Source organism: Nonomuraea bangladeshensis (assembly GCF_039529455.1).
Taxonomy (GTDB): domain Bacteria; phylum Actinomycetota; class Actinomycetes; order Streptosporangiales; family Streptosporangiaceae; genus Nonomuraea; species Nonomuraea bangladeshensis.
Genome location: NZ_BAAAMV010000011.1, coordinates 309,304 through 333,760, shown reverse-complemented (window position 1 = coordinate 333,760; position 24,457 = coordinate 309,304). Strand labels below are relative to the sequence as shown.

Here is a 24,457-nt window from a genome sequence, read left to right as displayed (position 1 = left end):
GAGTCAGGTGCGCCGGCGCAGCGCGGCGACCGCGCGCGGCGGCAGGGTCACGGGGCCGTCGGCGACGGCTCCGGTCAGCAGGTCCTCGCAGCGTCCGCCGGGGTCCACGCGGGCGGTCGCGGCGCCGTGGTTCAGCAGGAACAGCACCTCGCCGCGGCGTACCGCCTCGACGCCCGGTGGCAGCTCGGCGACCTCGCCGCGCACGCCCGCGTCCGCCAGCGCCCGCGCCATGACCTCGGCGAGGGCGGCGGGCTCCGGCAGGGTGGCGACGTACCAGGCGACGCCGTCGCCGGCGCGGTGCCGCAGCACCGCGGGCCGCCCGGCCAGGTCGCCGCCGGTGAACTCGGCCACGGCCTCGGCTCCTTCCGCGGCCATCAGCTCGGTCCAGGTGTGCGCGGTGAACGCCTCCCCGTCGCGCCAGCGGCAGCCGACCTCGCCCGCCGCGGGCAGCCACTCCTCGCCGGAGGCGCCGAGCGCCGCGCGCAGCGGCGCGGGGAAGCGGCCGGTCCGTACGTGCCCGTCCGGGTCCACCACGCCGGAGAACGGGCCGACGACCAGTGTGCCGCCGCCCCGCACGTACGCGGTCAGCGCGTCCGCGTCCTCGTCGGTGACGAGGAACAGGTTCGGCACCACGACCAGCGCGTACCCGCCGAGCTCGGCGTCCGGCGGCACCACGTCCACGGCGACGCCCCGCTCCCACAGCGGCAGGTAGTAGGCGAGCAGCTGCTCGTCGGCCCGCAGCCGGTCGCTCGGCCGGGCCGGCTCCTCCAGCGCCCACCAGCTCTCCCAGCCGAACACCAGCGCCACCCGCGCCGGCACCGGCTGCCCCGCCACCTCGCCGAGCCCGCGCAGCTCCCGCCCGTGCGCGCGCACCTCGCGGTGCAGCCGCGTGTCCGGGCCGGCGTGCGGCACCATCGCCGAGTGGAAGCGCTCGGCGCCGAAGCGGGAGGCGCGCCACTGGAAGTAGCACAGGCCGTCCGCGCCCCTGGCCAGCGCCTGCAGCGACTCCAGCCGGAGCTGCCCCGGCGGTTTGGGCAGGTTGTGCGGCCGCCAGTTGACCGCGCCGGCCGCCTGCTCCATCAGCAGCCACGGCCGGCCGCCCGCCAGGCCGCGCATGAGGTCGTGGACCAGCGCGGTGCGCGCCGGGGCGAGCGGGTCGCCCGGGTCGGGGTAGCAGTCGTTGGAGACGACGTCCTCCTCGGCGGCCCACTTCCAGGCGTCCACCGGCTTGAACAGCCCCATGAAGTTGGTGGTGACCGGGATGTCCGGCGTGTGCTCACGCAGCACGTCACGCTCGGCGCGGAAGTGGTCGAGCAGCGCGTCGGAGCAGAACCGCTGCCAGTCGAGGCTCTGCGTCGGGTTCACCAGGTACGGGGCCCGCCGTGGCGGCAGGATCTCCGCCCAGCCGGAGTAACGCTGGCTCCAGAACGTGGTGCCCCACGCCGCGTTGAGCGCGTCCAGGCCGCCGTAGCGCCGCTCCAGCCAGGCGCGGAACGCCTGCGCCGAGACGTCGCAGTGGCAGATCTGGCCGTACTCGTTGCCCACGTGCCAGAGGGCGAGCGCGGGATGACCCACGTAACGGGCGGCGAGGTCGCCTGCGATGCCGAGCGCCCGCTCCCGGTAGACCGGCGAGGACGGGCAGAACTGGTTGCGCGAGCCGTACCAGAGCCGGTGCCCCGAGGCGTCCTCCGGCAGCGTCTCCGGCCGGAGGTGCCCCAGCCACGGCGGCGGCGAGGCGGTCGGGGTGGCGAGGTCCACCGCGATCCCGGCGTCGGCCATCAGGTCCATGACCCGGTCCAGCCAGCCGAAGTCGCGCGCCCCCGGCTCCGGCTCCAGCCGCGCCCAGCTGAACACGCCGACCGTCACCAGGTTGACCCCGGCCTCGCGCATCAGCGCGACGTCCTCGGCCCACACCTCCTCCGGCCACTGCTCGGGGTTGTAGTCGCCGCCGAACAGCAGGCCACGGCCCGCCGTGAGGCGCTCCAACCCGCTCATGCGCCGGCTCGCGGGGGGCCCGAGCTGCCGCCGGGCACCAGGCGGCACGGCACCAGCCGCTGCCGTGGGGGACCGTCGTCCTGGAGCCGGTCGATGAGCATGCGCGCGCCGAGCCGGCCGAGCTCGGCGCTCGGCGGCTCCAGCGTCGTCAGGCTCGGGTGGAACATCGCGGCCGCCCGCGCCGACGACAGCACCAGCACCACCGTCAGGTCCTCCGGGACGCGCCAGCCGCGCGCCGCCACGCCCGCGAGCACGCCGGCCGCCGCGTGGTCGTCGGCCACGGCCAGCGCCGTCACGCCGGGGCGCTCGGCCATCAGCCGCTCGAACGCCTGCCTGCCCTCCTCGGCCGAGCCCGGACGGAAGCCGTCCGCGTAGCCGATGCCCGCCTCGCGGGCGGCCGCGGCGAACTCCGCCGCCATCCGGGCCGCCGGGCCGTAGCCCTCGGCGTACCGGCCGGGGGAGAGGTTGAAGAAGGCCAGCTCGCGGTGGCCGAGCCCGGCCACGTGCGCGACCGCGTCGCGGGCGGTGGCGGCGAAGTCGATGTCGGCGTGGTCGATCGCGTCCGGCTCGCGGGTGCGGCCGATCATCGCGAACGGCACCCCGGCCGCGGACAGGAACTCCGTCCGCTCGTCGTCCAGCCGCACCTCCATGAGCAGCACGCCGTCCACCAGCCCGAGACCGGTGAGGTGGCGCAGCTCGTCGATGGGGTCGGCGCTCTCCGGCGACAGCAGCAGGTGGTAGCCCAGCTCCTTGGCGGCCTCGGCGGCGCCGGTCGCGAAGAGCATCTCCGTGTGGCCGAAGCCGCCGGACGGCGTGGGGAACAGCAGCGCGAGGATCCTGGTCCGCTTGCTCTGCAGGCCGCGCGCCAGCAGGTTCGGGCGGTAGCCGAGCTCGGCGGCGGCCTGCTCGATGCGCCGCTTGGTGGCCGCGGCCACCGGCCGGGTGCCGTTGAGCGCGGCGGAGACCGTGCTGACCGCGACCTGGGCCCGCTCGGCCACATCACGCAATGAGGACATCAGACCCCAGACGGGAGGTTGTCGAAACGTTTCGCATAACCTAAAGTCCGATTTGTGCGGATGTCAACGGGCTTAGTGCCATGAGCGGCCACTGGGTGGACACCTGGACCGCGACGCCCCAGCGGATCGAGCCCGGCGACCTGCCGGCCCCGCCGTACGCGGGCGGCGGCGGTCCAGGCGGCCCCGTCCTGGCGGACGCCACGCTCCGGCAGACCATCAGGGTCTCGGCGGGCGGCCCCCGCCTGCGGCTGCGGCTGTCGAACGCCTTCGGGACCGCGCCCCTGCCCGTGACCAGGCTCGCCGTGGCCCGTCCCGCCGGCGGACGGGCGGGCGTGAGCGCGATCGAGCCGGGCACCTCCCGGCCGCTGACCTTCTCCGGCCGTTCCCACGTCGTCGTGCCGCCCGGCGCGCAGGCGGTGTCCGACCCGCTGGACGTGCCGCTCGCGGCCGGCTCGGTCGTCACCGTCACCGCCTACCTCGCGGACGGCCAGCACGCGCCGGTCACCGGGCATCCCGGGTCGCGGACGACGTCCCATCTCGCGCCCGGCGACCAGTGCGAGGCCACTGATCTCGCCGGGGCGACGCCCGTGGACCACTGGTACCTGCTGAGCGCCGCCGAGGTGCACGCCGATCCAGGGACGTACGCGCTGGTCCTGCTGGGCGACTCGCTGACCGACGGGCGCGGCTCCACCACCAACGGCAACGACCGCTGGCCGGACCGGCTCGCCGACCGGCTCGGCGGAACAGGTCTCGCCATCGCGAACCAGGCGACGGGCGGCAACCGGGTGCTCGCCGACGGCCTCGGCCCGAGCGCGCTGGCCCGCCTGGACCGCGACGTGCTGGCCCGCAGCGGCGCCCGCTGGCTCATCGTCTTCGAGGGCGTCAACGACCTCGGCGTCGCCGAGCCCTCCCCGGCCGCGCAGAAACGGACGGCCGGGGAGCTGGTCGCCGGCTACGAGCAGATCGTGACCCGCGCGCACGCCGCCGGCCTCACCGTGTACGGGGCCACGCTCACCCCGTTCGGCGGGCACGACTACGACGACCCCGGCGGCTGCAGGGAGGCCGCCCGCCAGGAGGTCAACGACTGGATCCGCACCGGCGGCCGGTTCGACGCGGTGATCGACTTCGACCGCGCGGTCCGCGACCCGGCGGAGCCACGGCGGCTGCGGGCGGCCTTCGACGGCGGCGACGGCCTGCACCTGAACGCGGCCGGGTACCAGGCGCTGGCCGAGGCGGTGCCCGCCGGGCTGTTCGCGCGGTAAGGGTCAGCGGCGGCTCAGCGCCAGGCTGTGGACCGGGTGCTCGCCCTCGGTCTGCAGCCGGTACTCCCGCCCCGACTTGGCGCGGTTCTCGGCGATCACCCGCTCGGAGGCCGGCTGCTCGCCGCCCATGAGCGCCTCCTGCATCTTCTCGAACCGCTCGTGGGCCTCCTGGACGTAGCCGGTGCCGAGCGTCGTGTAGTCGATCTGGGTGGCCAGCAGGTCGCGCAGGTAGGCCTTGTTGGGCTCGAACGTCACCGGCTGCGGCAGCTCGGGCGCGCACACCTGCTCGGGGTCGCGGCCGTCGTACTTCTTGAACAGCTCGGCCGCCAGCCGCAGGTGCTCCAGCTCCATGTTGAGATGCAGCTCCCAGATGTTCTTCACCTTGGGGTCGGACTCGGTCTCCATGAACGAGTGGTAGAGGTAGCACTCGTTGTACTCGTGGTTGAGCAGCATCTCCCACCAGCTCTCGCCCGGGTCCACCAGGGACTCGTAGTGGGTGACGTGCTCCTCCTCCACCATGCCGATCTCCTGGTAGAGCTGCCGGGCGATCGGCTCCATGTAGGTCGGGCCGACGTTCATGTAGAAGTTCATCGTCTGCTGCTCGGCAGCCATGATCGTCAGCGCGTGCAGCTTGGAGATCGGCGCGGCGCTGGAGCGGTCATAGGGCTCGCGCACGTTGTCCACGGGGTTGCGGTGATGCAGGTACGTCGGCCGTCCCGGCATGACCTCGGTCAGGTTGTCGACGATCTTCTCCGCCTTGCGGTGCTCGATCATCTCGTACAGGTTGGCGTAGCGGTAGAGGTGGTCGAAGTCCTCCAGCACCCCGAACTCGTACGCCTGCCGCAGGTACGGATCCGGCTCCATGCGGGCCACCCACGCGGTCAGATCGACGGCGACCTGCTCGTAGGAGATCGTCGTCTCCAGCACCGAGGACACGCCGGGCAGCAGCCAGTTCACGGCCTTCTGCTGCTGGGCCTCGATGTAGCGGGAGCGGGCCAGCTGCTGCTTCAGCTCGATGTCCGGGCAGTGCCGGGCCAGGTGGTGGCTGAAGAAGATCGCCTCGACCTCGATGCCGTTCATCGTGATGATGCGGCAGAGCGTGTAGGGGTCGCAGTGGTCGGGATCGACGGGGGTCACGTTCAGCTCGCGCCAGTTCCGCAGCTGCTTGTCCAGCGGGATACCCCGCTCCTGCAATGGGTTGAAAGGCATGACGCCGGGCTCCTTGCGTTGGTCGGGAACATCCGGTTTCCGGCGTACCCGGCGCCTTTGCCGACAACCTCCCGTCCTGATCGGCTGAGAGGCTGGAGATGGTAATGCCGCGCCGCAGGTCAGGACACGGTCAGGAGGCGGTGCCGCTCGCCGTACCACTCGACGGTCATCACCGTGGCATCGTCCTGCAGCCGGTCGCCCTGGTGCCGCAGGATCGTCTGGATGAGCCGGCGCAGCGTCTCCGGCGCCGACACGCCGTCGGCCTCGTGCCGCACCACGAAGTCGGTGAAGCGCTCCAGCCCGAACACCTCGCCGCCCGGGCTGCGCGCCTCCACGATCCCGTCGGTGTAGAGCAGCAGCCGGTCGCCGGGTTCGAGCTGGTAGCGCAGCAGCCCCCTGGCCATGCCCAGCCCGAAACCCATCGGCGGATCGGGCATGGGCAGGGTCTCCAGCGTCGCCACCCGCCGGCCGCCGCGGATCACCAGCGGCGGGTGGTGGCCGCGGTTGACCCAGTGCAGCAGGCCGGTCCGCAGGTGCAGCGAGGCGAGGAGGCCGGTCGCGTACCGGCCCCTGAACTGCTTCTTGATCGCGGCGTCCACCGCCTCGCTCACCTCGGGCAGCCCCATGCCCTGGCGCCGGTGGTGCCGGGACGCGGCCATCGCGACCGAGGCGGTCAGCCCGGCCGCCGTGTCGTGCCCCATCGCGTCGAACAGCGACACGTGCAGGACGTCACCGTCGATCGCGTAGTCGTAGGCGTCGCCGCCCACCTCGTACGCGGGCTCCATGGCGGCGCTGACCACCACCCCCTCGCTCGCGAACGTGCCCGGCGGCAGCAGGCTCCACATGACCTCCGCCGACAGCGTCATCGGCCGGGACCGCACCAGCCGGGCGTAGGAGTCGCTGTGGGGGCGCTTGCTGACGATCAGCACCGCGATCAGCGCGGCGAGCTGCGCGGCCCGCCACTCGGTCAGCTCCGGGTCCTCGTCCGGCACGTCCAGCCCGAGCACCCCGATCCGCTCGGTGCCGTCCAGCAGCGGCACCCACAGCCGGCGCGGGCCGCCGCCCGTGCCCGGCGTCGCGTACACCTTCGACACCGTGCGGAACGCCCGGCCAGGCAGCGTGGTGTCGATGCCGAGCCGCTCGGGCGGGGGGCCCGCCGCGTCGCGCTGCCCCGGCAGCAGCACCAGCGACTGCTGCTGCAGGTCCGCGACGTAGATCAGGGTGCCGGAGAAGCCCATCATCGCGGCGTGCTCGGCGACCAGGGCCGGCAGGTCCTCCATGGCGGCCAGGTGGCTGGCCGCCAGCAGGCCGCCCAGGGCGCGCTCGCCGTCGCTCCGCATCGACCTCTCCTTTCAGGGCGGATGGACGGCTCCTACCCGCGCGGTACGGGATCACCCGGCGGCGGGACCCGCCACCACAGGTGCGTGGCCGACGGGGCCTGCGTGACGCCGAGCCGTTCGAGGGGGACGGGCGCGCCGCCGGGGCGGTCGAAGAGGCGGACGCCGTCGCCGAGCAGGACGGGCGCGACGAACACCAGGATCTCGTCCAGGACCCCCGCCTCCAGGCACTGCCGGGCCACGTCCGCGCCGAGCACGTTGACGTACTTGCCGCCCGCCGCCTCCTTGGCGGTGGCGACGGCGGTGCCGAGGTCGCCGGCGAACACCACGCCGGGCACCGGCTCGGCGGGGACGTGATGGGTCAGCACGACCTGCGGCCCGCTCCAGCCGCCGCCGAACGCCTGGCCCTCGCCTTCCGTGCCCCGGTGCGGGTCGTCACCGCCGAACGTGCGCCGGCCCACGAGGAGCGAGCCGATCCGCCCGGCGAGGTCGTCGGCGAAGGGATCGGGCCCGAGGTAGGGGGTCAGCCAGGACATGTCGCCGCCCGGCCCGGCGATGAAACCGTCCAGGGACATCGTCGCGGAGTAGAGGAGTTTGCTCATACTCCATGGGACACCGCCCGCGCGGCGAACTCACCGCGCCCGGCGGGGCTTTACCAGCCGAGTTCGGCGTGGAACGCCGCCCGCGCCTCGGCGAACGCCTCCCGCTCCAGCACCGCCCCCGTGTACGGCCCCTCGGCGACCGGCTCCTCGTGCAGCCGCGCGGGCAGCTCCTCGCGGCCCGCTCGGCCCTCCCTGGCGGCGTAGGCGCGCATCGCGTCCAGCCGCTCCTGCCCGGCCGCCAGCAGCTCCGCGACCGGGAACTCGCGGCCCAGCACGGCGGCGGCCAGCCCGGTCAGCCGGTCCAGCGTCAGCGGCCGGGTGGGGGAGGAGGCGAACAGGCACACGTTGAGCGCGTCCAGGGCGCTCCACAGCCGCAGCAGGCGGGCGGTGCGCGTGCCCCGCTCCGCGTCCAGGCGTCCGGCCGGCGCCGGCTCCGCCCCGATCCTCGCCGCCTCGGGGAAGCAGTACGTCAGCCCCTCCACCGGGTCGAAGTCCAGGTCGTGCTCCAGGGCGTCGTAACGGGGGCCGCCGGGAGCGAGGGCGTAGCCGAGGCCGAGCCCCGGCTGGACACGGGGGTCGAAGCAGGGCAGCTCCGCGCCCTTGGCCGTCATCGCGTACCGGGCGGCCTCCGGGCCCAGCGCGGCGGCCGCGCGGGCGGCGCCGTCGGCCAGCAGGTCGCCCAGCTCGCCCGTCCGGTGCGCCACGTCCGCGACCAGGCCGGGCAGGGCCGCCGCGGCACCGAAGGCGGGCCCGCCGGGCAGCAGGCCGCGCCCGGCGCACTCCATGGCGAAGGCCAGCGTGCCGCCCAGGCTGACCGGGTCGAGGCCGAGGTCGTTGCAGCGGGCGTTGGCGGCGAGCACGGTGTCGAGGTCGTCGATGCCGAGGTTCCAGCCGAGCGAGGGGAACGCCTCTTGCCCGAGCCCGCCCGAGCGGCGCTCCGGCGCGGACGGCGGGGCGTACACCTTGAGGCAGTCGTTGGGGCAGCCCGGGCAGGCGCCGCGCAGGGTCACCGCGCGGCCCGCGTAGTCGCCCTCCTGGGGGGCGCGCAGACCGGTCGCGGCCGTGACGGAGAAGTTGCGCACGGCGACGTAGCCGGGCGCGGGCGGCTCGCCCGTCCACCCCGCGAACCCCGGCTCGCCGTGCTGCCAGGCCGCGAGCCGGTTGCCGGGCAGCGCGTCGCGGTAGAAGGCGGCCACGTCCGCCAGCGCCCCGGGATCGGCGACCGCCGCCTCGGCGTCGCCCGCGAACACCAGGGCCTTGAGGTTCTTGGCGCCGAACACCGCGCCGATGCCGTACCGGGCGGCCGGGTGGGCGAGGTCGGTGACGACGCTCGCGTACCTGACCAGGCTCTCCCCGGCCGGGCCGATCGCCGCCACCGAGGCGTCGCGGCCGTGCCTGGCCCTGAGCGCGTCGGTGGTCGCGGCGGTGCCGAGGCCGCGCAGCTCCTCCGCGTCGCGCACGCTGACCTCGCCGTTCTCCACCAGCAGGTACGACAGCCGCGCCGCCCGCCCGGTCACCGCCAGCGCCCGCACCCCGGCGGCCCGCATCCCGGCCGCGAACGGGCCGAGCGCGTGCGACTCCCCGGCCACCCCGGTCAACGGCGACTTGGCCAGGAACACCGCCTTGGCCAGGCCGGGCGCGCGGACCCCGCCGAGCCGGCCGGCGGCCACGAACAGCAGCGCGCGCGGGTCGTACGGGTCCAGTCCTGGCGGCGTGCGCTCGGTCATCAACCGCAGGCCGAGGATCGTCCCGTCGTAGTGGCCGGGCTCGTCGTCGCGGTGCTCGCGTTCGACGGTTCCGCTGGTCAGGTCCACGATGGTCGGCACGGCACAGTACGACATCACACCTCACAGCGCGGGCGCAAACCGGCGCGGGCGCAGGTGCCTGGTGCGGCCGGCGCCGATCCGGGCAGAGGAGAGCCCATGAAACGGTTACTCAAGGTCCTCCTGGGGCGCCGCATGGCCGCGACCCCCATCGGCGCGGCGCTCCTCGCCCTCGGCTGGTTGGTGAACCGCCGCCGCCGCAAGAACCAGCCCCGCCCCGGCCCCGCACCCCGGCCCGCCCGCTCCCGCCGCCGCTCCGATCGCCGCCTCTCCCACCGCTGACTACAGGAGCGTGGCTGGGTGGCCGGCTCAGCCGGTGCCGAGGCTCCAGAGGCGCAGCCGGCGATCCGCGCCGAGGGTGGCGACGACCGGGCGGTTCACCGCCTGCTCGGTGAGCGCCAGCGCGCGGATGCCGCCGCCCTCGCCGGAGCCGAACTCGCCGACGATCTCCCCGTCGGCGAGGCTCCAGACGCGCACGAACGCGTCCCCGCCCGACGGCGTGTGCGCCACGACCGCCACCGGCATGCCGCCCATGACGCCGGTCACCAGCGCGGCGGCGCCCCGGTCGTCGGGGCTGCGGTCGCTGAAGTCCCACTTCTTCCGGCGTTTGCCCGACTTGAGGTCGTACACGCGCAAGGTGGCGTCCTGATGCGTGGAGACCAGCACCGGCCGGCCCTTCAGCTCGTCGCACGCCAGGAGCTCGATGCCGCCGATCTCGCCGGTCTTGAACGTGCCCGACACCACGCCGGTGGACAGGGGACGCACCCGGATCCGGTTCGCGCCGTCGCCCGTCACCAGCACGTCGGCGTCGCCCAGGCGGCCGAAGGCCAGGCCGTTGACGCCCTGGAAGTGCTCGGTGCTCGTGGGGCCGATCTGCTTGCCGGTCGTGACGTCCCACAGGCGGACGACGCCGCGCAGGTCGCGCAGGCTGTCGTACTTCTGCGACACCGCGACCACCTGGCCCGCGGCCGTGACGGTCATCGCGATGATCGGGTCGGGGGCCTTATGCGAGGCCAGGCTCTCGCCGGACGGGCGCCACAGGCGCATGCGGCCGTCGGCGTGCCCGGAGGCGACCACCGGCTCGCCCCGGCTGTTGCCGTACGCGAGGGCCGTCGTCGCCGCGCCGCCGTCGCCGAGCCTGCGGGCCGGGCCGGCGGTGACGTCCCAGGCGACGACGGAGCCGTTGCCGCCGCCGAGCGCCACGAACGGGCCGCGCGCCTCCATCACCGCCGACGGGGCCCCCGTGCCCGCGGGCAGCGCCGCCGGCTCCCCGATCATCGTCCCGAACGGCTCGGCCGCGACCGGCGTGGCGGGCGTTTGTGTCGGCGTCTGGAGGGACGGCTGAGTGGACGAGGGAGTGGCGGAACCGGCGGGGGAGGGCATCCCGGTGGCGCCGGTGTCGGGAACGGGCGGCTGATTCAGCGTCCCGTCGTGGCCTGCCGCGCCGCCGTCCGGCCTGAGCGCGACGAACGCCGACACCGCGGCCGTCGCCAGCGCCGCCGCCCCGGCGCTCAGCACGGCCCGCCGGCTGACCCCCTTCCGCGCGCCCCCCGGCGAGGTCTCCGGGCCCGGCATCCCCCCGTGGTACGACCCCTGCGACCCCCGGCCCCGCCCACCAGACCCGCGTCCCTCGACGGTCCCCTGCTCCCGACGCCCTCCAGAACTCCTGTGGCCCTCGGCAACCGGCCGCCCACCGCCCCTCCCCGCCCCACCGGCCCCCGGCCAGGGCCCGACAGGATTCGGCACGGGCACGCCGCCCCCACCGCCCGGCCCAGCGGCAGCAGGCACGGCGGCGTGGCCCGGCGATTGCATGCCCGGGCCGCTGGCGTTGCCCGATGGCACGCCGCTCGGCCTAGCCGTGCCCGGCACAGCGGCGGGGCCCGGCGGAGGCGCGCTCGGCCCGGAGGCGGCCGGCCTGCTCGCATGGTCCGACGGCACCCCGCTTGGCTGGGCGGCGTCCGGCATGGCGGCGTAGCCCGGCGATTGCATGCCAGGTCCGACGGCGGCCGGCCCGCCGGCGTTGCCCGACGGCATCCCGCTCGACTCAGCCGCGCCTGGCAGCGCGGCGTGGCCTGCCAGTGGCGTGCCCTGTCCGGTGGTGCCCGGCGTGGGGGCGGCGCTTGGGCCGGTGGGGGTGGAGCCGGGCAGAGGGGAGGGGACGGCGGGGGCGCGGTGGGTCATCAGGCGCTTCATCAGCTCCGTGGGGGACGGCCGTGAGGCCGGGTCCCTGGCGAAGCACGGGCGCAGCACCTCCGCCAGCCGCTCCGGCACCCCGCCCAGGTCCGGCGAGCCGCTGAGCACGGCGTTGAGGATCGCCGGCACCGTCGCCCCGGCATAGGCAGGCCGCCCGGTGGCCGCGAACACCATGGTCCCGGCCCAGCTGAACATGTCGGACGCCGGCCCGACCCGCTGCCCCTCGAACTGCTCGGGCGACATGTACGTAGGCGTCCCCACCACCCCGGACGCCATCGTCGTCGCGTCCAGCGCCTTGGCGATGCCGAAGTCGATGACGATGGGCCCCTCGGGCCCGATGAGCACGTTGCCCGGCTTGAAGTCGCGGTGCACGATCCCGGCCTGGTGGATGGCGGCCAGCGCGGTCAGCGTGGAGATCGCCAGCCGGTCCAGCGTCCCGCCCGTGCGCGGCCCCTCCGACCGGACGACCTGGTGCAGCGTGTCGCCCGCCACGTACTCGCTCACGATGTACGGCCGCTCGTCCGCCGTCCCCACGTCGAGCACCGCCGCCGTGCAGAACGCCGCCACCCGCCGCGCCGCCTCGACCTCGCGCAGGAAGCCACGGGTGATCCCGTCGTCGCCGATCAGGTGGCTGTGCAGCAGCTTGACGGCGACCTCGCGCCCGTCGTCGCCGACCGCCTTGTAGACCGTTCCCTGGCCGCCGGAGCCGAGCACGCCGACGAGCCGCCAGCCGGCCACCCGTTCGGGGTCGCCCGGCCGGAGCGGGCGGATCTGCGGCATCCCGCTCCTTCCGCGGACATCTGTGTGAGCGATCCACACGATAGCCAATATCCGCTCGGATGGTCCGATCGGGACGGATGGGTCAGCGGGCGCTGAGGGGGCGCATGTCGGTCCAGACCTCCTCGATGTACGCCAGGCAGTCGTCCTTGCCGCCGCGGAACCCGGCCGCCCGCCAGCCGGCCGGCACGTCCCGGTCCGCGGGCCACACCGAGTACTGCTCCTCGTGGTTGATCACGACCTGGTAGTCGTCCATGCGTCCTCCTTGACCGGCGCCCCGCGTTCGCGCAGGGCCTGGAAACCGATGAGGTCGTCGGGCAGCGCGTCGGGCACCAGCGCGTCGAAGTCCCACAGGACCCGCCGCCGCCTGGCGACCAGCACGCAGGCGGCGATGGCGGCGCCGAGCAGCACGTACAGCAGGCCGATGCCGCGGCCCTCGCCGGTGCCGATGACCCGGCCGACCGTGTCCGCGAGCGCGCCGCCGTCGGCGAGCAGCGGTTCGAGGAGGGACGTGCCGAGCGGCGCGACGACGGCGTACCCGATGGGCAGCGTCGAGAACGCCACGAGCTGGTTGAGCGCGAACACCCGCCCGTGGTAGCGCTGCGGGATCTTCACCTGCACGATCGTCGTGTAGACGCCGTTGAGCAGCGTCAGCGACAGGAACAGCCCGAACACCCCCGCCGTGACCACCACGAGGTCCGGCCGCGCGCCGATCACCACGGCCGAGATCGCCAGCGTCAGCGTGAACATGAGCTGTCCCCGGAAGCGCCGCACCCGCGGCCCGCCCCACACCGCCATGACGAGCCCGCCGACGAACACCCCGAGCCCGCCGGCGAACGACACCCGCCCCACATCGGCGATCGTCCCCGACGACAGCACCAGCGGCGAGATCATCAGGAACAGCGCGGCCATGAACAGGTTGACCACGGCGAAGAACGTCACCATCCGCCGGAAGCCCTTGTTCCCCCACGAGTAGCGCAGCCCGTTGACCAGCTCGGCGGCCACCGTCTCGCGGCGGCGCAGCGCCATCGTGGCGGGGAAGCGGATGAGCAGCAGGCTGCCGATGGCGATCGCGTAGCTGATCACGTCGAGGGCCAGAATGCCCTCCAGGCCGATGAGCGACATCAGCCCGGCCGCGGCGAGCGGCACGACGAGCTGCGCGACGCCGTTGATCATGCCGACCACGCCGTTGGCGTGGCCGAGGAAACGTTTCGGCACGAGCTGCGGCACGGCCGACTGGTACGCCACCCGCTGGAACGCCAGCGCCACCGACAGGCCGACCAGCAGCGGGTAGATGTGCCACACCTGGAGGTTCCCGGTCCACAGCAGCAGGCCGAGCAGCAGCTGCGTGCCGAACGCGCCCGCGTCGCCGAGCAGCATCACGCGCCGGCGGTCGCTGCGGTCCACGATGGTCCCGGCGAGCGGCGCGACGATCATGCCGGGCACCAGCGCCAGCACCGAGAACAGGGCGAAGTCGACGAGGGAGTCCGTCGTCAGGTAGATCCAGAGGGGGACGGCGAACTCGGTCAGCGCCGAGCCGATGATCGACACCGCCTGCCCGGCCGCCACCGCGAAGAAGCGCCGCATGCTGGGCCGCGGCCCGGCCGCCTCGCGCCGGTCCGGCGTCCCGGTCGCTCCGCGCCGGGGCGGGATCCCGGCGGCCGCCCTCGCCTCGACCGCCGGGACGCCCGCGGTCCGCGACCCGGCACCGGAAAACGCCTCGGAGGGCGCGTCGGAGAGCGTCTCGGAGGACACTCCGGTGGACTCCCCGGGAAGTGCCTCCGGGGTCTCGCGGGAGACCCCCTCTAGCCACCACGTCCGCCCGCCGTCGCCGCGCTCCAGCCCGGCCGTCTCCCCGGAGGCGAGCGCGGTGTGCGTCCGGGTCAGGATCTCGGCCAGCTCCCCGGCCCGGTACTTGACGAAGAAGTGCGCGGCCTCGTCCAGCACCGCGCACGCGGTCACCGGCGACAGCACGTGCCACTCGCGGAAGCGCTCCTGGTAGAACTCCATGATCGGGTCCCGCTCACCGGCCACGGCGATGACGGGCGCGCCCAGCCGGCCGCCGTCCTCCTCGAACAGCCGGGTGAAGTAGCGTTCGGCGGCCCGCGTGCCCTCCCGCCGGTTGCGGACGATCAGCCGCAGCTCCTCGGGGCTCAGGTCCGACACGTCGAGGCCGGCCGCCGTGAGCGCGTTGATCCGCCCCTGGTCGCCGCGCAGGTCGTCCAGGCGGTCCCGGAGCCGGGCCGTCCGCCCGCCCGGCCGGGCGAACGGGAAGATCCCGCCCAGGTAGACCGCCTCCACCTCGCGTCCCGAGTCCTGCAGCCGCCGCGCGATCTCGGCGATGATCATCGCGCCGAGCCCGCAGTGCCCGTACAGCACGACCGGGCCCTCGATCCCGGTCAGGATCTCCTCGGCGCAGCGCCGCGCGACCTCCTCCGGCGGCATCGACTCCTCGCCGAGCTCGTGCCCGGGAACGGCGATCGAGTACAGCGCCCAGTCGCCGGGCAGCGCGTCGGCCAGCGGCTTGTAGATCACCGCGCTGCCGCCCCCGTACGGCGCGCACACCAGCGTGGCCGCCGTCGCGGCGCGCGCGGGCGTGAGCCGCCGCAGCAGCCCGCCGTCCCCTTCGCGGGCCCGCTCGTCCCCGGCGAGCAGCGCCGCCGTCTCCCTGACGGTGGTGTGCGTGAACAGGTCCATGAGCGTGACCCGACGCTCCGGCGCGATCCTGCGCAGCCGCGCCAGCACCCGCATGGCCAGCAGCGAGTGCCCGCCCAGCTCGAAGAAGTCGTCCAGCGCGCCCACCCGGGCGAGCCCGAGCACGTCGGCCCACACCGCCGCGACGGCCTCCTCGACCGGCCCGTCCGGCGGGACGAAGGCGGCGCCGTCGTCCGGGCGGTCGTCCTCGGGGTCGGGCAGCGCGGCGCGGTCGACCTTGCCGTGCGACTTCAGCGGCAGGTGGTCGAGCCAGACGTACCGGGCCGGGATCATGTAGTCGGGCAGCCGCTCGCGCAGCCAGGCGCGCACCTCGGCGGCCGGCGCCCGCGCGCCGCCCTCCACCGGCAGCAGGTAGCCGACCAGGCGGTCCCCGCGCAGCTCGGCCACCGCCTGCGCCACCCCGGGGAACTCGGCGAGCACGGTCTCGACCTCGCCCAGCTCGACCCGGTACCCGCGGATCTTGACCTGCAGGTCGCGGCGGCCCAGGAACTGGAGCGTGCCGTCCGGCAGCCACCGCCCGAGGTCGCCGGTCCGGTACAGGCGGGCGCCCGGCGGGCCGTCAGGGTCGGGCACGAACCGCTCGGCGGTGAGCGCGGGCCGGCCCAGGTAGCCGCGGGCCAGCCGGTCCCCGCCGAGGCAGAGCTCGCCGACCACTCCCACGGGCACCGGCCGCAGCCGCTCGTCGAGCACCCGTGCCCGCGCGCCGGGCAGCGGCCGGCCGATCGGCAGCGTCGTCTCCCGCGCCGGGAGCTCCGGGTCCACGGCGAACGTGGTGATGCCGACCGTCGCCTCCGTCGGCCCGTAGTGGTTGACGACGGCGCAACGGCCGCGTCCTGGAGCCTCGTACGCCGCCAGCTCCCGCGCCCACGCCCACGAGGACGCCTCGCCGCCGAGGATCAGCAGCCGGCGCGGCAGCAGCTCGGCGGGCCCGGCCTCGGCGAGCAGCGCGGCCAGGTGCGACGGGGTGATCTTCAGGTAGTCGGCGGGGCTCGCCCGGAAGTGCTCGGCCAGCTCGCGCGCCGACGTACGGGACGGCAGCAGGTCGAGCCGGCCGCCGGTCATCAGCGCCAGGTAGAAGATCGTCACCCCGAAGTCGAAGGCCAGCGACTGCGGCAGCGCGAACGACGCCCCGGGCTCGACGCCGAACCGCTCGCGCACGCCCGCCAGGTATGTCACCACCTCCCGGTGCTGCACGGCGACCCCCTTGGGCCGCCCGGTGGTGCCGGAGGTGTAGATCACGTACGCGAGGTCCGACGGCCCGATCCCGGCCCCGGCGGGCGGGTCCCCGTCCGGCACCCGGCCGGGGTCGATCTCGATCAGGCCGTCAGGCAGCGCCCCGCGCGCCCCCTCCGAGGTGATCGCCGTGCGCACCCCGGCGTCCTCGACCAGGTACGCGAGCCGCGCGGCCGGCTGCTCGGGATCGAGCGGCACGTACGCCGCCCCGGCCGCCAGCACGCCGAGCAGCGCCACCGCCGTCCCGGCCGACTGCTCCAGGCACACCGCCACCCGATCGCCCGGCCGCACCCCGCGGGCGCGCAGGTGGGCGGCCAGCCGCCGGGCCCGTACGGCCAGCTCGCGGTAGGTCAGCCGGTCGCCGCCGAAGGTCACGGCGGTCGCGTCCGGGGTCCGCCCGGCCTGCGCGAACACCAGCTCGTGCAGCAGCTCCGCCTCCGGAGGCGCGGGCGGCGCGGCGCTCTCCAGCGCGGCCAGCCTGGCCCGCGCGGCCTCCGGCAGGATCTCCAGGCCGGACACCGGCGTGCCCGGCGCGGCCACGGCCGAGCGCAGCAGCGACTCCAGCGACTCCGCCATCCGCTCGGCCGTCCCCGCCTCGAACAGCGCCGTGTTGTAGACGAACGTGCCGTCCAGCCCGCCCCCGGCCGCCTGGTGCAGGTACAGGCTCAGGTCGAACCGGCTGGCCACGGTGTCGGCGTGGAACCACTCCAGCTCCAGCGGCCCCGCGTCCACCGGCCGGGCGGTGTAGTTCTGCAGCGCGAACATCACCTGGAACACCGCCGGACGGCTGACGTCCCGCGTCACGTTCAGCTCGCCCACGAGCTGGTCGAACGGCAGCTCCTGGTGGGCGAACGCGTCCAGCGCCGTCTCCCGCACCCGCGACACCAGCCCGTCGAACGCCGGGTCGCCCGACAGGTCGGCCCGCAGCGCGAGGGTGTTGACGAACATGCCGACCAGGCCGTCCAGCTCCGGCAGCCCGCGCCCGCTCACCGGGCTGCCCACCGCGAACGAGCTCTGCCCCGACCACCGGCCGAGCAGCGCCTGGAACGCGGCGAGCAGCACCATGTACGGGGTCGCCCCGAGCGACTCGGCCAGCGCCCGCACCGCCCCGGCCAGCTCCGCGTCCAGCTTGAACCCGTGGGCCGCCCCCGCGAACGCCTGCTCGGCCGGGCGCGGCAGGTCCGTCGGCAGCTCCAGCGCCGGCACCCCGGCGAGCTGCGCCCGCCAGTAGTCCACGTCCGCCCGGTACGCGGCCGAGCCGGTGCGCTCGCGCTGCCAGAGCGCGTAGTCGCCGTACTGGACGGGCAGCGGCTCCGGCTCGCGGCCGGCCAGCAGCGTGAACAGCTCGCCGAGCACCACGTCCCAGCTCCACCCGTCGGCCACCGCGTGATGGGCCGCCAGCATGAGCACGTGGTCGTCACCGGCGTCCGAAGGGAGCCGGATCAGCAGGACCCGCAGCAGCGGGCCCGCCGCCAGGTCGAACGGCCGGGCCAGCTCCGCCGACACCAGCGTCCGCGCCTCCTCCGGCGTCCCGGCCGCCGCGACCAGGAACTCGGGCGCGGGCTCGGCGTCGATCACCAACTGCGGCGTGCCGTCCTCGGCGGTCGTGAACCGGCTGCGCAGGCTCTCGTGCCGGGCCGCCACCTCGCGCACCGCGCGGCGCAGCGCCTCTTCGTCCAGCTCGCCGGTCACCCGCGCCGTGCAGGAGACGGTGTAGGCGGCGGTGCCGGGCGCGTACTGCTCCAGGAACCACAGCCGCTCCTGCGCGTGCGACAGCGGCGGCGCCGTGCCGGGCGGGCGCGGCGGGACCGTGGTCGCGGCGGCCCGCCGCCGCAGGCGCTGGGCCAGCAGCGCCTGCTTGGCGGGCGACAGGCCGCCGGGGGAGAGCGTGGTCACAGTGCCTCCGTGGAATTCAGCGGCGTGGGGTCGAGCAGGCGCAGCGCCTCCTCCTCGGGCAGGCCCTCCAGCTCGGCCAGCAGGATCTCCTCCGTCGCCGCCGCGAACCCGGCCAGCGTGCGATGCGTGAAGAACGTCCTGATCGGCACGTCCACCTCGACGGTGGCGCGCAGCCGGGCGGCGGCCCGTACGGCCAGCAGGGAGTGGCCGCCGAGCCGGAAGAAGTCGTCGTCCACGCCGACCCGCGCGACGCCGAGCAGCTCGCCCCAGACCTCGGCGACCAGCGCCTCGGCGTCGGTGCGCGGCGCGACGTAGGCGGGGCGCGCGCCGGCCCCGGCGGTGCCGACGGTCGGCGCGGCGGGCAGGCGTTCCAGCCGCCCGTCCGGGTGCCGCCTGACCCGCTCACCGGTACGGACCCCGCCCCGCCAGAGCTCCCCGACCGCGTCCGCCGGCACGGGACGACCCCACGGATCCAGCACCCGCTCGCCCGCTTCCGCCGGCCCGCGTGGTCCGTCAGGGGCGGGCAGTTCGGACAGGCGCAGGGAGGGGTCCTTCGCCACGGCGTCGAGCAGCGCCAGGAACCGGCCGGCCAGCCGTGCCGCGGTGGCCGCCGTCAGCACCGCCGCGTCGTGGTGGAAGGCCAGGACCAGGCCGTCGCCGTCCGGCCGGGCCTCCAGCGCCAGGTCGTAGGCGAGGTCGGCGGGGCGCGGCGCGAACGGCTCGCCGAAGGCGGCCTCCGGCGGGGCCTGCTCGCGCACCGTGAGCGTGGTCTGGAACAGCGGCTCGCGGCCGGGGTCCCGCTCCACGCCGAGCGCGGTGACGAGCCGTTCGGGGGAGAGGTCGGCGTGCTCGTCCGCCTCCCGCTCGGCCTCCCGCGTACGCCGCAGCAGCTCGGCGAAGCCGGGGTCGCCGGACAGGTCGCCGCGCAGCACCAGGTGCCGGGTGAGGTGCCCGGCGACCCGGGAGAGCTCGGGCCGCTCCCGTCCCGGGACCGGACGGCCGATCATGAACCCGGTCTGCCCGGCCTGCCGGGCCAGCAGCACCTGGTACGCGGCCAGCAGCACCGTGGAGAGCCCGCCCCCGGCGTCCGCGCCGAGCCGGCGCAGCTCCCCGGTCAGGCCGCCGCCCAGCCGCACCTCGTGGCACGCGGCGGTCCGGGAGGTGACGGCGGGCCGGGGCCGGTCCAGTGGCAGGTCGAGGACCGGGGCCCCGGCCAGCCGGGCGCACCACTGCTCCAGCGCCGGCTCGGCCAGCCGCTCGCGGCGCGCCCGCCAGAGCGTGACGTCGCCCGCCTGCAGGGGCGGCGGGGGGAGCTCCCGGCCCTCGTACAGCGCGGCCAGGTCGGCCAGCAGCATCGGCAGTGTCCATTCGTCGGCCGCGATCGGGTGCGCGGCCAGGCACAAGACGTGGTCGTCGGCGGCCAGCCGGATCAGCGCCGCCCGCACCGGCGGCGCCGCCCCCAGGTCGAACGGCTCATCGGCGATCCCCGCCACCAGCTCCTCGGCGGCTCCGGGCCGCGCGGTCAGGTCGTGGCGGGTGAGCGGCAGGGCGTGCCCGTCCTGGACGACGGCGCGCGGCCGGCCCTCGGCGTCGGCCTCGTAGCGGGTGCGCAGGGCCTCGTGCCGGGCGGGCAGCGCCGCGACGGCGGCGGCCAGCGCGTCCTCGTCCAGCGGGCCGCGCAGCCGGCGCGCCTGGCTCAGGTGGCCGGAGGTGTCCCCCTCGAAATACGAGTGCAGGAACCAGAGCCGTTCCTGCGCGGGCGACAGCGGCGGCGCCGTCCCGGCCTCGCGGGGCCGCGGCGGGACGTCCTCGCCCGCCCGGGTCCCCGGCACGGGCAGCGCCGCGCGGTCGATCTTGCCGTTGGGGGTGAGGGGCAGCGCCTCCATGGGGACGACGAGCGACGGGATCATGGCGGCGGGGAGCCGTTCGGCGAGGCGTTCCCGCACGTCGGCGGGGGCGTCCCCGGCGACGTAGGCGATGAGGGTGTCCTGGTGGACGGCGGCCACGGCCTGCCGGACGCCGGGCAGGTCCTCCAGTGCCGACTCGATCTCGCCCAGCTCGATGCGGTGCCCGCGGAGCTTGACCTGATTGTCGGTGCGGCCCACGTACTGGAGGGCGCCGTCGGTGCGCAGCCGTACGACGTCGCCGGTCCGGTAGAGCCGCCCGCCCGCCGCTCCGAACGGGTCGGGGACGAACCGTTCGGCGGTGAGGCCGGGCCGGCGGTGGTAGCCGAGCGCCAGGCCGTGCCCGCCGAGGTGCAGCTCGCCGGTGTGCGCCGGCTCGCCGTGCTCGTCCAGCACGTAGACCTGGGTGTTGCCGATCGGCCGGCCGATGAGGACGTGCCCGGCGTCCGGCGGCACCTCCCACGCGGTGGACCAGATCGTGGTCTCGGTGGGGCCGTACACGTTGAACAGCCGTCCCGTACGCGCCCGCAGCTCGCGGGCCAGCGGCTCGCTCAGCGCCTCCCCGCCCGCCAGCGCGGTGACCTCCGGGGCGGTGAAGCCCCCGGCGAGCAGCACCCGCCATCCGGAGGGCGTGGCCTGCACGTGCGTGACGCCCTCGGCGCGGACCAGCCCGGCCAGCAGCGCCCCGTCCAGGGCCGCCTCCGGTCCGGCGATCACCGTACGGCCGCCGGTGACCAGCGGCAGATACAGCTCCAGCCCCGAGATGTCGAACGACAGCGACGTGAGCGCCAGCCAGGCGTGGTCCTCGCCGGAGCCCAGGAGGTCGCGCATGGCGACGAGGAGGTTCAGCAGCGCCCGGTGCGGGACCACGACGCCCTTCGGGCGGCCGGTGGACCCGGAGGTGTAGAGCAGGTAGGCGGGATCGGCCGGCTTGATGGTCACATCCGGCTTTGCCGCGCTGTATGCGGATAAATCAGCATCAAGGGAGAGTGCGACGGCGGCGTCGACGGCGGGAAGGCGTTCCCGCAGCTCGTCAGGGACGAGCACCGCCCGCGCGCCGGAGTCCTCCAGCACGAACCGCACCCGCGCTTCCGGATAGTCCGGGTCGAGAGGGAGATAGGCGGCTCCGGCCTTGAGCACCGCGAGCATGGCGGCCAGGGTGCGGGCCGAGCGGCCGGCGTACAGGGCGACCACGTCCCCGCGTCCGACGCCGGCCTCGGCCAGGCGGCGGGCCAGGCGGTTGGCGGTGGCGTCCAGCTCGCCGTAGGTCCAGCGGGCCGCGCCGTCCACCACGGCCACCCGATCCCGGTCCCGCGCCTCGATCAGCGGCAGGAGGCCGGGCACGGCGGGCAGCGGCATCGCGGTGTCGTTCGGGCCGCGTACCAGCCGCTCCCGCTCCTCGCCCGTCACCCTGGTCAGCCGCGACAGGCGCGCCTCCGGGTCGGCCACGGCGGCGGCCAGCAGCGCGGCGAAGCGGCGGGCCAGGCCCTCGACGGTCGCCGCGTCGAACAGCGCGGCCTCGTACCCGAAGACCAGGTCCAGCGCGCCCTCGGCGGGCCAGGCGTCGAGCGTCAGGTCGAAGCGCGCCGGCGCGTACGCGGCGTGGAACACCTCGGCCGTGGCCTCGCCCAGTTGCACCGGCGCGCCGTCGTCCTGCGTGTGCAGGATCATCAAGGTCCCGAACAGCTTCCGGCCGTCGCCCACGCCCAGCCGCTCCATCGGCACGTCCCTGTGCGTGAGCGCGCCGAGCACCGACTCCCTGGTCCGCGCCAGCAACTCGGTGAACGCCGGGTCGCCCGACAGGTCGGCGCGCAGCGCCAGCGTGTCGGCCAGGAAGCCGACCAGCGGCTCCAGCTCCACCCGGTCCCGCCCGGCGACCGCCGTGCCGACCGTCAGGTCGTCCTGCCCGGCGTGCCGGCCCAGCAGCGCCTGGTACGCCGCCAGCAGCACCATGAACAGCGTCGTCCCCGTACGCCGGCCGAGCTCCTCCAGCGCCGCGACCGTCTCGCGCGGCAGCCGCGCCCGGTGGAAGGCGCCCCGCCGGACCAGGCCGGGGGAGCGGGGCCGGTCGGCGGGCAGCTCCAGCGGCGGCGCGCCCGCCAGCCGCTCCCGCCAGTACGCCAGCGCGGCCTCGCCCGCGCCGGCCGCCTCCCGCTCGCGCCGCCAGTGGACGACGTCCCCGTAGCCGACCGCCAGGGCGGGCAGCTCGCGGCCGGCGTAGCAGGCGGCCAGGTCCGACAGCAGCACGTTCTGCGACCAGCCGTCGCCGATCATGTGGCTGATCACGACGCACAGCACGTGCTCCGCCGCCGAGAGCCGGATCAGCGTGGCCCGCATCGGCGGCGCGGCGGCCAGGTCCAGGGGCGTGTTCACCCGCTCGGTCACCAGCCGCCGGGCCTCGGCCTCCCGCTCGTCCTCCGGCAGCGCCGACAGGTCCAGCCGCTCGACCGGCACCGGCCCCGGCGGCTCGACCACCGCGACCGGCATGCCGTCCACCTCGGGGAAGCGGGTGCGCAGCGGCTCGTGCCTGGCCGCGACGAGGGTCAGCGCGTCCGTCAGGCGGCCGGCGTCGAGCGGGCCGCGCAGCCGCCGCGCCAGATAGATGTTGTAGGAGGCGTCGCCGGGGTCGAGCCGGTACATGAACCACTGCCGCTCCTGGCTCGGCGACAGCGGCGGCGCGGTGCCCTCGGGGCGCGGCCGGAGCGGCACCGACGGGGCCGCCCGCTCCTCCAGCGCCCGCGCGAACCCCGCCACCGTCGGATGCTCGAACAGCGCCGCCACCGGCGCCTCGACGCCGAGCCGCCGGGTGATCCGCGCCGCCGCCCTGGCGGCCAGCAACGAGTGCCCGCCCAGCAGGAAGAAGTCGTCCTCCACCCCCAGCTCCGGGGGCAGGCCGAGGACCTCGGCGAAGACCTCCGCCACCGCCCGCTCGGCCGCCGTCCCCGGCGCGGCCCCCGCGCCCGCCTCCGGCGCGGCGGGCTCCGGCAGGGCCTTGCGGTCCACCTTCCCGTTGGGGGTGAGGGGCAGCGCCTCCATCGGTACGACGAGCGACGGGATCATGGCGGCGGGGAGCCGTTCGGCGAGGCGTTCGCGCACGCCGGCGGGGACGTCGCCGACGAGGTAGGCGACGAGGGTGTCCCGGTGGACGGCGGCGACGGCCTGCTTGACGCCGGGCAGGTCCTCCAGCGCCGACTCCACCTCGCCCAGCTCGATGCGGTGCCCGCGCAGCTTGACCTGGGTGTCGGTACGCCCGAGGTAACGCAGCCCGCCGGGCTCCACGCGCACGAGGTCGCCGGTCCGGTAGAGCCGGCTCCCCGCAGGCCCGAACGGGTCGGGGACGAACCGCTCGGCGGTCAGGGCCGGGCGGCGGTGGTAGCCGAGTGCCAGACCGTGGCCGCCGAGGTACAGCTCGCCGGTCTCCGCCGGCTCGCCGCGCTCGTCCAGGACGTGGACCTGGGTGTTCGCGATCGGGCCGCCGATGGAGACGTCCGCGGGATTCTCGGGGACCTCCCACGCGGTGGACCAGATCGTCGTCTCGGTGGGGCCGTACACGTTGAACAGCCGCCCCGTACGCGCCCGCAGCTCGCGGGCCAGCGGCACGGTCAGCGCCTCGCCGCCGACCAGGGCCGTGACGTGCGGGTCGGCGTACCCGGCGGCCAGCAGCACCCGCCAGCCCGAGGGGGTGGCCTGCACGTGCGTGACGCCCTCGGCGCGGATCAGCCCGGCCAGCCGGTGTCCGTCGCGGGCGGCGGCGGGCTCGGCGATCACGGTCCGGCCGCCGGTGACCAGCGGTAGGTACAGCTCCAGCCCCGAGATGTCGAACGACAGCGACGTGAGCGCCAGCCAGGTGTCGTCCTCGCCGGAACGGAGCAGATCGCGCATGGCGACGAGGAAGTTCAGCAGCGCGCGATGCGGAATGGCGACGCCCTTGGGGCGGCCGGTGGATCCGGAGGTGTAGAGCAGGTAGGCAGGATCCATCGGATCAACCGCCACCTTTACATTTACCGCGCTATATGCGGATAAATCGTCGTCAAGGGATAAAGCGGACGCCGTGCTGCCCGTGGGCAGGCGTTCCCGCAGTTCGTCCGGCACCAGGACGGTCCGCGCGCCGGAGTCCTCCAGCACGAACCGCACGCGCGCGTCGGGATAGTCCGGGTCGAGAGGGAGATAGGCGGCTCCGGCCTTGAGCACGGCGAGCATGGCGGCCAGGGTGCGGGCCGAGCGGCCGGCGTACAGGGCGACCACGTCCCCGCGTCCGACGCCGGCCTCGGCCAGGCGGCGGGCCAGCCGGTTGGCGGTGGCGTCCAGCTCGCCGTAGGTCCAGCGGGCCGCGCCGTCCACCACGGCCGGCCGGCCCGGGTCCTGCGCCTCGATCAGCGCCGTCATGGTGTCGTTCGGTTCGCGGAGTTCGCGCATGCGCCATCCTTCGTCGGACAGGCGGGGACAGGCGGAATTCATGGGAACGCTCCCACGGCCTCGTCAGCGTAAGGAGGCT

12 protein-coding genes are annotated in these 24,457 nt (G+C 75.4%); 2 read left to right on the top strand and 10 right to left on the bottom strand.

Features of this window, described 5'->3' with window-relative positions:
• Positions 1-3: 3 nt before the first annotated feature.
• Both ABD292_RS36620 and ABD292_RS36615 read right to left on the bottom strand, forming a co-directional pair.
• Positions 4-1,995: a beta-galactosidase gene (locus ABD292_RS36620; protein ID WP_344215652.1), complete on the bottom strand. Its 1,992-nt coding sequence runs from the start codon at positions 1,993-1,995 to the stop codon at positions 4-6.
• Complete coding sequence (locus tag ABD292_RS36615) at positions 1,992-2,993, bottom strand: LacI family DNA-binding transcriptional regulator (RefSeq protein WP_344215895.1); 1,002 nt, start codon at positions 2,991-2,993, stop codon at positions 1,992-1,994. Before ABD292_RS36615 ends, ABD292_RS36620 begins: the two co-directional genes overlap by 4 nt.
• 98 nt (positions 2,994-3,091) lie before the next feature.
• On the opposite strand from ABD292_RS36615, the gene ABD292_RS36610 reads away from it, so the two are divergent.
• Positions 3,092-4,273 (top strand): SGNH/GDSL hydrolase family protein, encoded by a 1,182-nt coding sequence (locus ABD292_RS36610; RefSeq protein WP_344215649.1) that lies wholly within the window; start codon positions 3,092-3,094, stop codon positions 4,271-4,273.
• A gap of 3 nt (positions 4,274-4,276) precedes the next feature.
• Here ABD292_RS36610 and ABD292_RS36605 read toward each other — a convergent pair whose 3' ends face one another.
• The 4 genes from ABD292_RS36605 to ABD292_RS36590 all read right to left on the bottom strand — a co-directional run bounded on the left by ABD292_RS36605 (position 4,277) and on the right by ABD292_RS36590 (position 9,247).
• Positions 4,277-5,482 carry a hypothetical protein gene (locus ABD292_RS36605; protein ID WP_344215647.1) on the bottom strand — a complete coding sequence of 402 codons (1,206 nt, stop codon included), beginning with the start codon at positions 5,480-5,482 and terminating at the stop codon, positions 4,277-4,279.
• Positions 5,483-5,601: 119 nt separating this feature from the next.
• The gene (locus ABD292_RS36600) at positions 5,602-6,822 is read right to left on the bottom strand and encodes a PP2C family protein-serine/threonine phosphatase (protein ID WP_344215645.1); all 1,221 of its coding nucleotides are present in this window, start codon (positions 6,820-6,822) and stop codon (positions 5,602-5,604) included.
• 32 nt (positions 6,823-6,854) lie between these two features.
• Entirely contained in the window at positions 6,855-7,421 is a 567-nt protein-coding gene (locus ABD292_RS36595) for a dihydrofolate reductase family protein (protein ID WP_344215643.1), read from the bottom strand.
• 50 nt (positions 7,422-7,471) lie between these two features.
• Positions 7,472-9,247, bottom strand: coding sequence for an aldehyde ferredoxin oxidoreductase C-terminal domain-containing protein (locus ABD292_RS36590; RefSeq protein WP_344215641.1), 1,776 nt, complete (start codon positions 9,245-9,247; stop codon positions 7,472-7,474).
• Positions 9,248-9,343: 96 nt separating this feature from the next.
• On the opposite strand from ABD292_RS36590, the gene ABD292_RS36585 reads away from it, so the two are divergent.
• Entirely contained in the window at positions 9,344-9,526 is a 183-nt protein-coding gene (locus ABD292_RS36585; RefSeq protein WP_344215639.1) for a DUF6203 family protein, read from the top strand.
• A 27-nt stretch (positions 9,527-9,553) separates the two neighbouring features.
• On the opposite strand, the gene ABD292_RS36580 is transcribed toward ABD292_RS36585, so the two are convergent.
• From ABD292_RS36580 to ABD292_RS36565, 4 genes are all read right to left on the bottom strand, one after another.
• Complete coding sequence (locus ABD292_RS36580; RefSeq protein WP_344215637.1) at positions 9,554-12,217, bottom strand: WD40 repeat domain-containing serine/threonine protein kinase; 2,664 nt, start codon at positions 12,215-12,217, stop codon at positions 9,554-9,556.
• Positions 12,218-12,299: 82 nt separating this feature from the next.
• Complete coding sequence (locus ABD292_RS36575) at positions 12,300-12,470, bottom strand: MbtH family protein (protein WP_329575292.1); 171 nt, start codon at positions 12,468-12,470, stop codon at positions 12,300-12,302.
• Positions 12,449-18,058 (bottom strand): non-ribosomal peptide synthetase/MFS transporter, encoded by a 5,610-nt coding sequence (locus ABD292_RS36570; RefSeq protein ID WP_344215634.1) that lies wholly within the window; start codon positions 18,056-18,058, stop codon positions 12,449-12,451. The genes ABD292_RS36575 and ABD292_RS36570 overlap by 22 nt, the downstream gene beginning before the upstream one ends.
• Complete coding sequence (locus tag ABD292_RS36565) at positions 18,055-24,378, bottom strand: amino acid adenylation domain-containing protein (RefSeq protein ID WP_344215632.1); 6,324 nt, start codon at positions 24,376-24,378, stop codon at positions 18,055-18,057. The genes ABD292_RS36570 and ABD292_RS36565 overlap by 4 nt, the downstream gene beginning before the upstream one ends.
• Positions 24,379-24,457: the final 79 nt, after the last annotated feature.

Excerpts from the sequence above, each read along its gene's own strand:
- ABD292_RS36620 (WP_344215652.1), bottom strand. The coding sequence starts at position 1,995 with ATGAGCGGGTTGGAGCGCCTCACGGCGGGCCGTGGCCTGCTGTTCGGC.
- ABD292_RS36610 (WP_344215649.1), top strand. The coding sequence starts at position 3,092 with ATGAGCGGCCACTGGGTGGACACCTGGACCGCGACGCCCCAGCGGATC.
- ABD292_RS36605 (WP_344215647.1), bottom strand. The coding sequence starts at position 5,482 with ATGCCTTTCAACCCATTGCAGGAGCGGGGTATCCCGCTGGACAAGCAG.
- ABD292_RS36600 (WP_344215645.1), bottom strand. The coding sequence starts at position 6,822 with ATGCGGAGCGACGGCGAGCGCGCCCTGGGCGGCCTGCTGGCGGCCAGC.
- ABD292_RS36595 (WP_344215643.1), bottom strand. The coding sequence starts at position 7,421 with ATGAGCAAACTCCTCTACTCCGCGACGATGTCCCTGGACGGTTTCATC.
- ABD292_RS36585 (WP_344215639.1), top strand. The coding sequence starts at position 9,344 with ATGAAACGGTTACTCAAGGTCCTCCTGGGGCGCCGCATGGCCGCGACC.
- ABD292_RS36580 (WP_344215637.1), bottom strand. The coding sequence starts at position 12,217 with ATGCCGCAGATCCGCCCGCTCCGGCCGGGCGACCCCGAACGGGTGGCC.
- ABD292_RS36575 (WP_329575292.1), bottom strand. The coding sequence starts at position 12,470 with ATGGACGACTACCAGGTCGTGATCAACCACGAGGAGCAGTACTCGGTG.
- ABD292_RS36565 (WP_344215632.1), bottom strand. The coding sequence starts at position 24,378 with ATGCGCGAACTCCGCGAACCGAACGACACCATGACGGCGCTGATCGAG.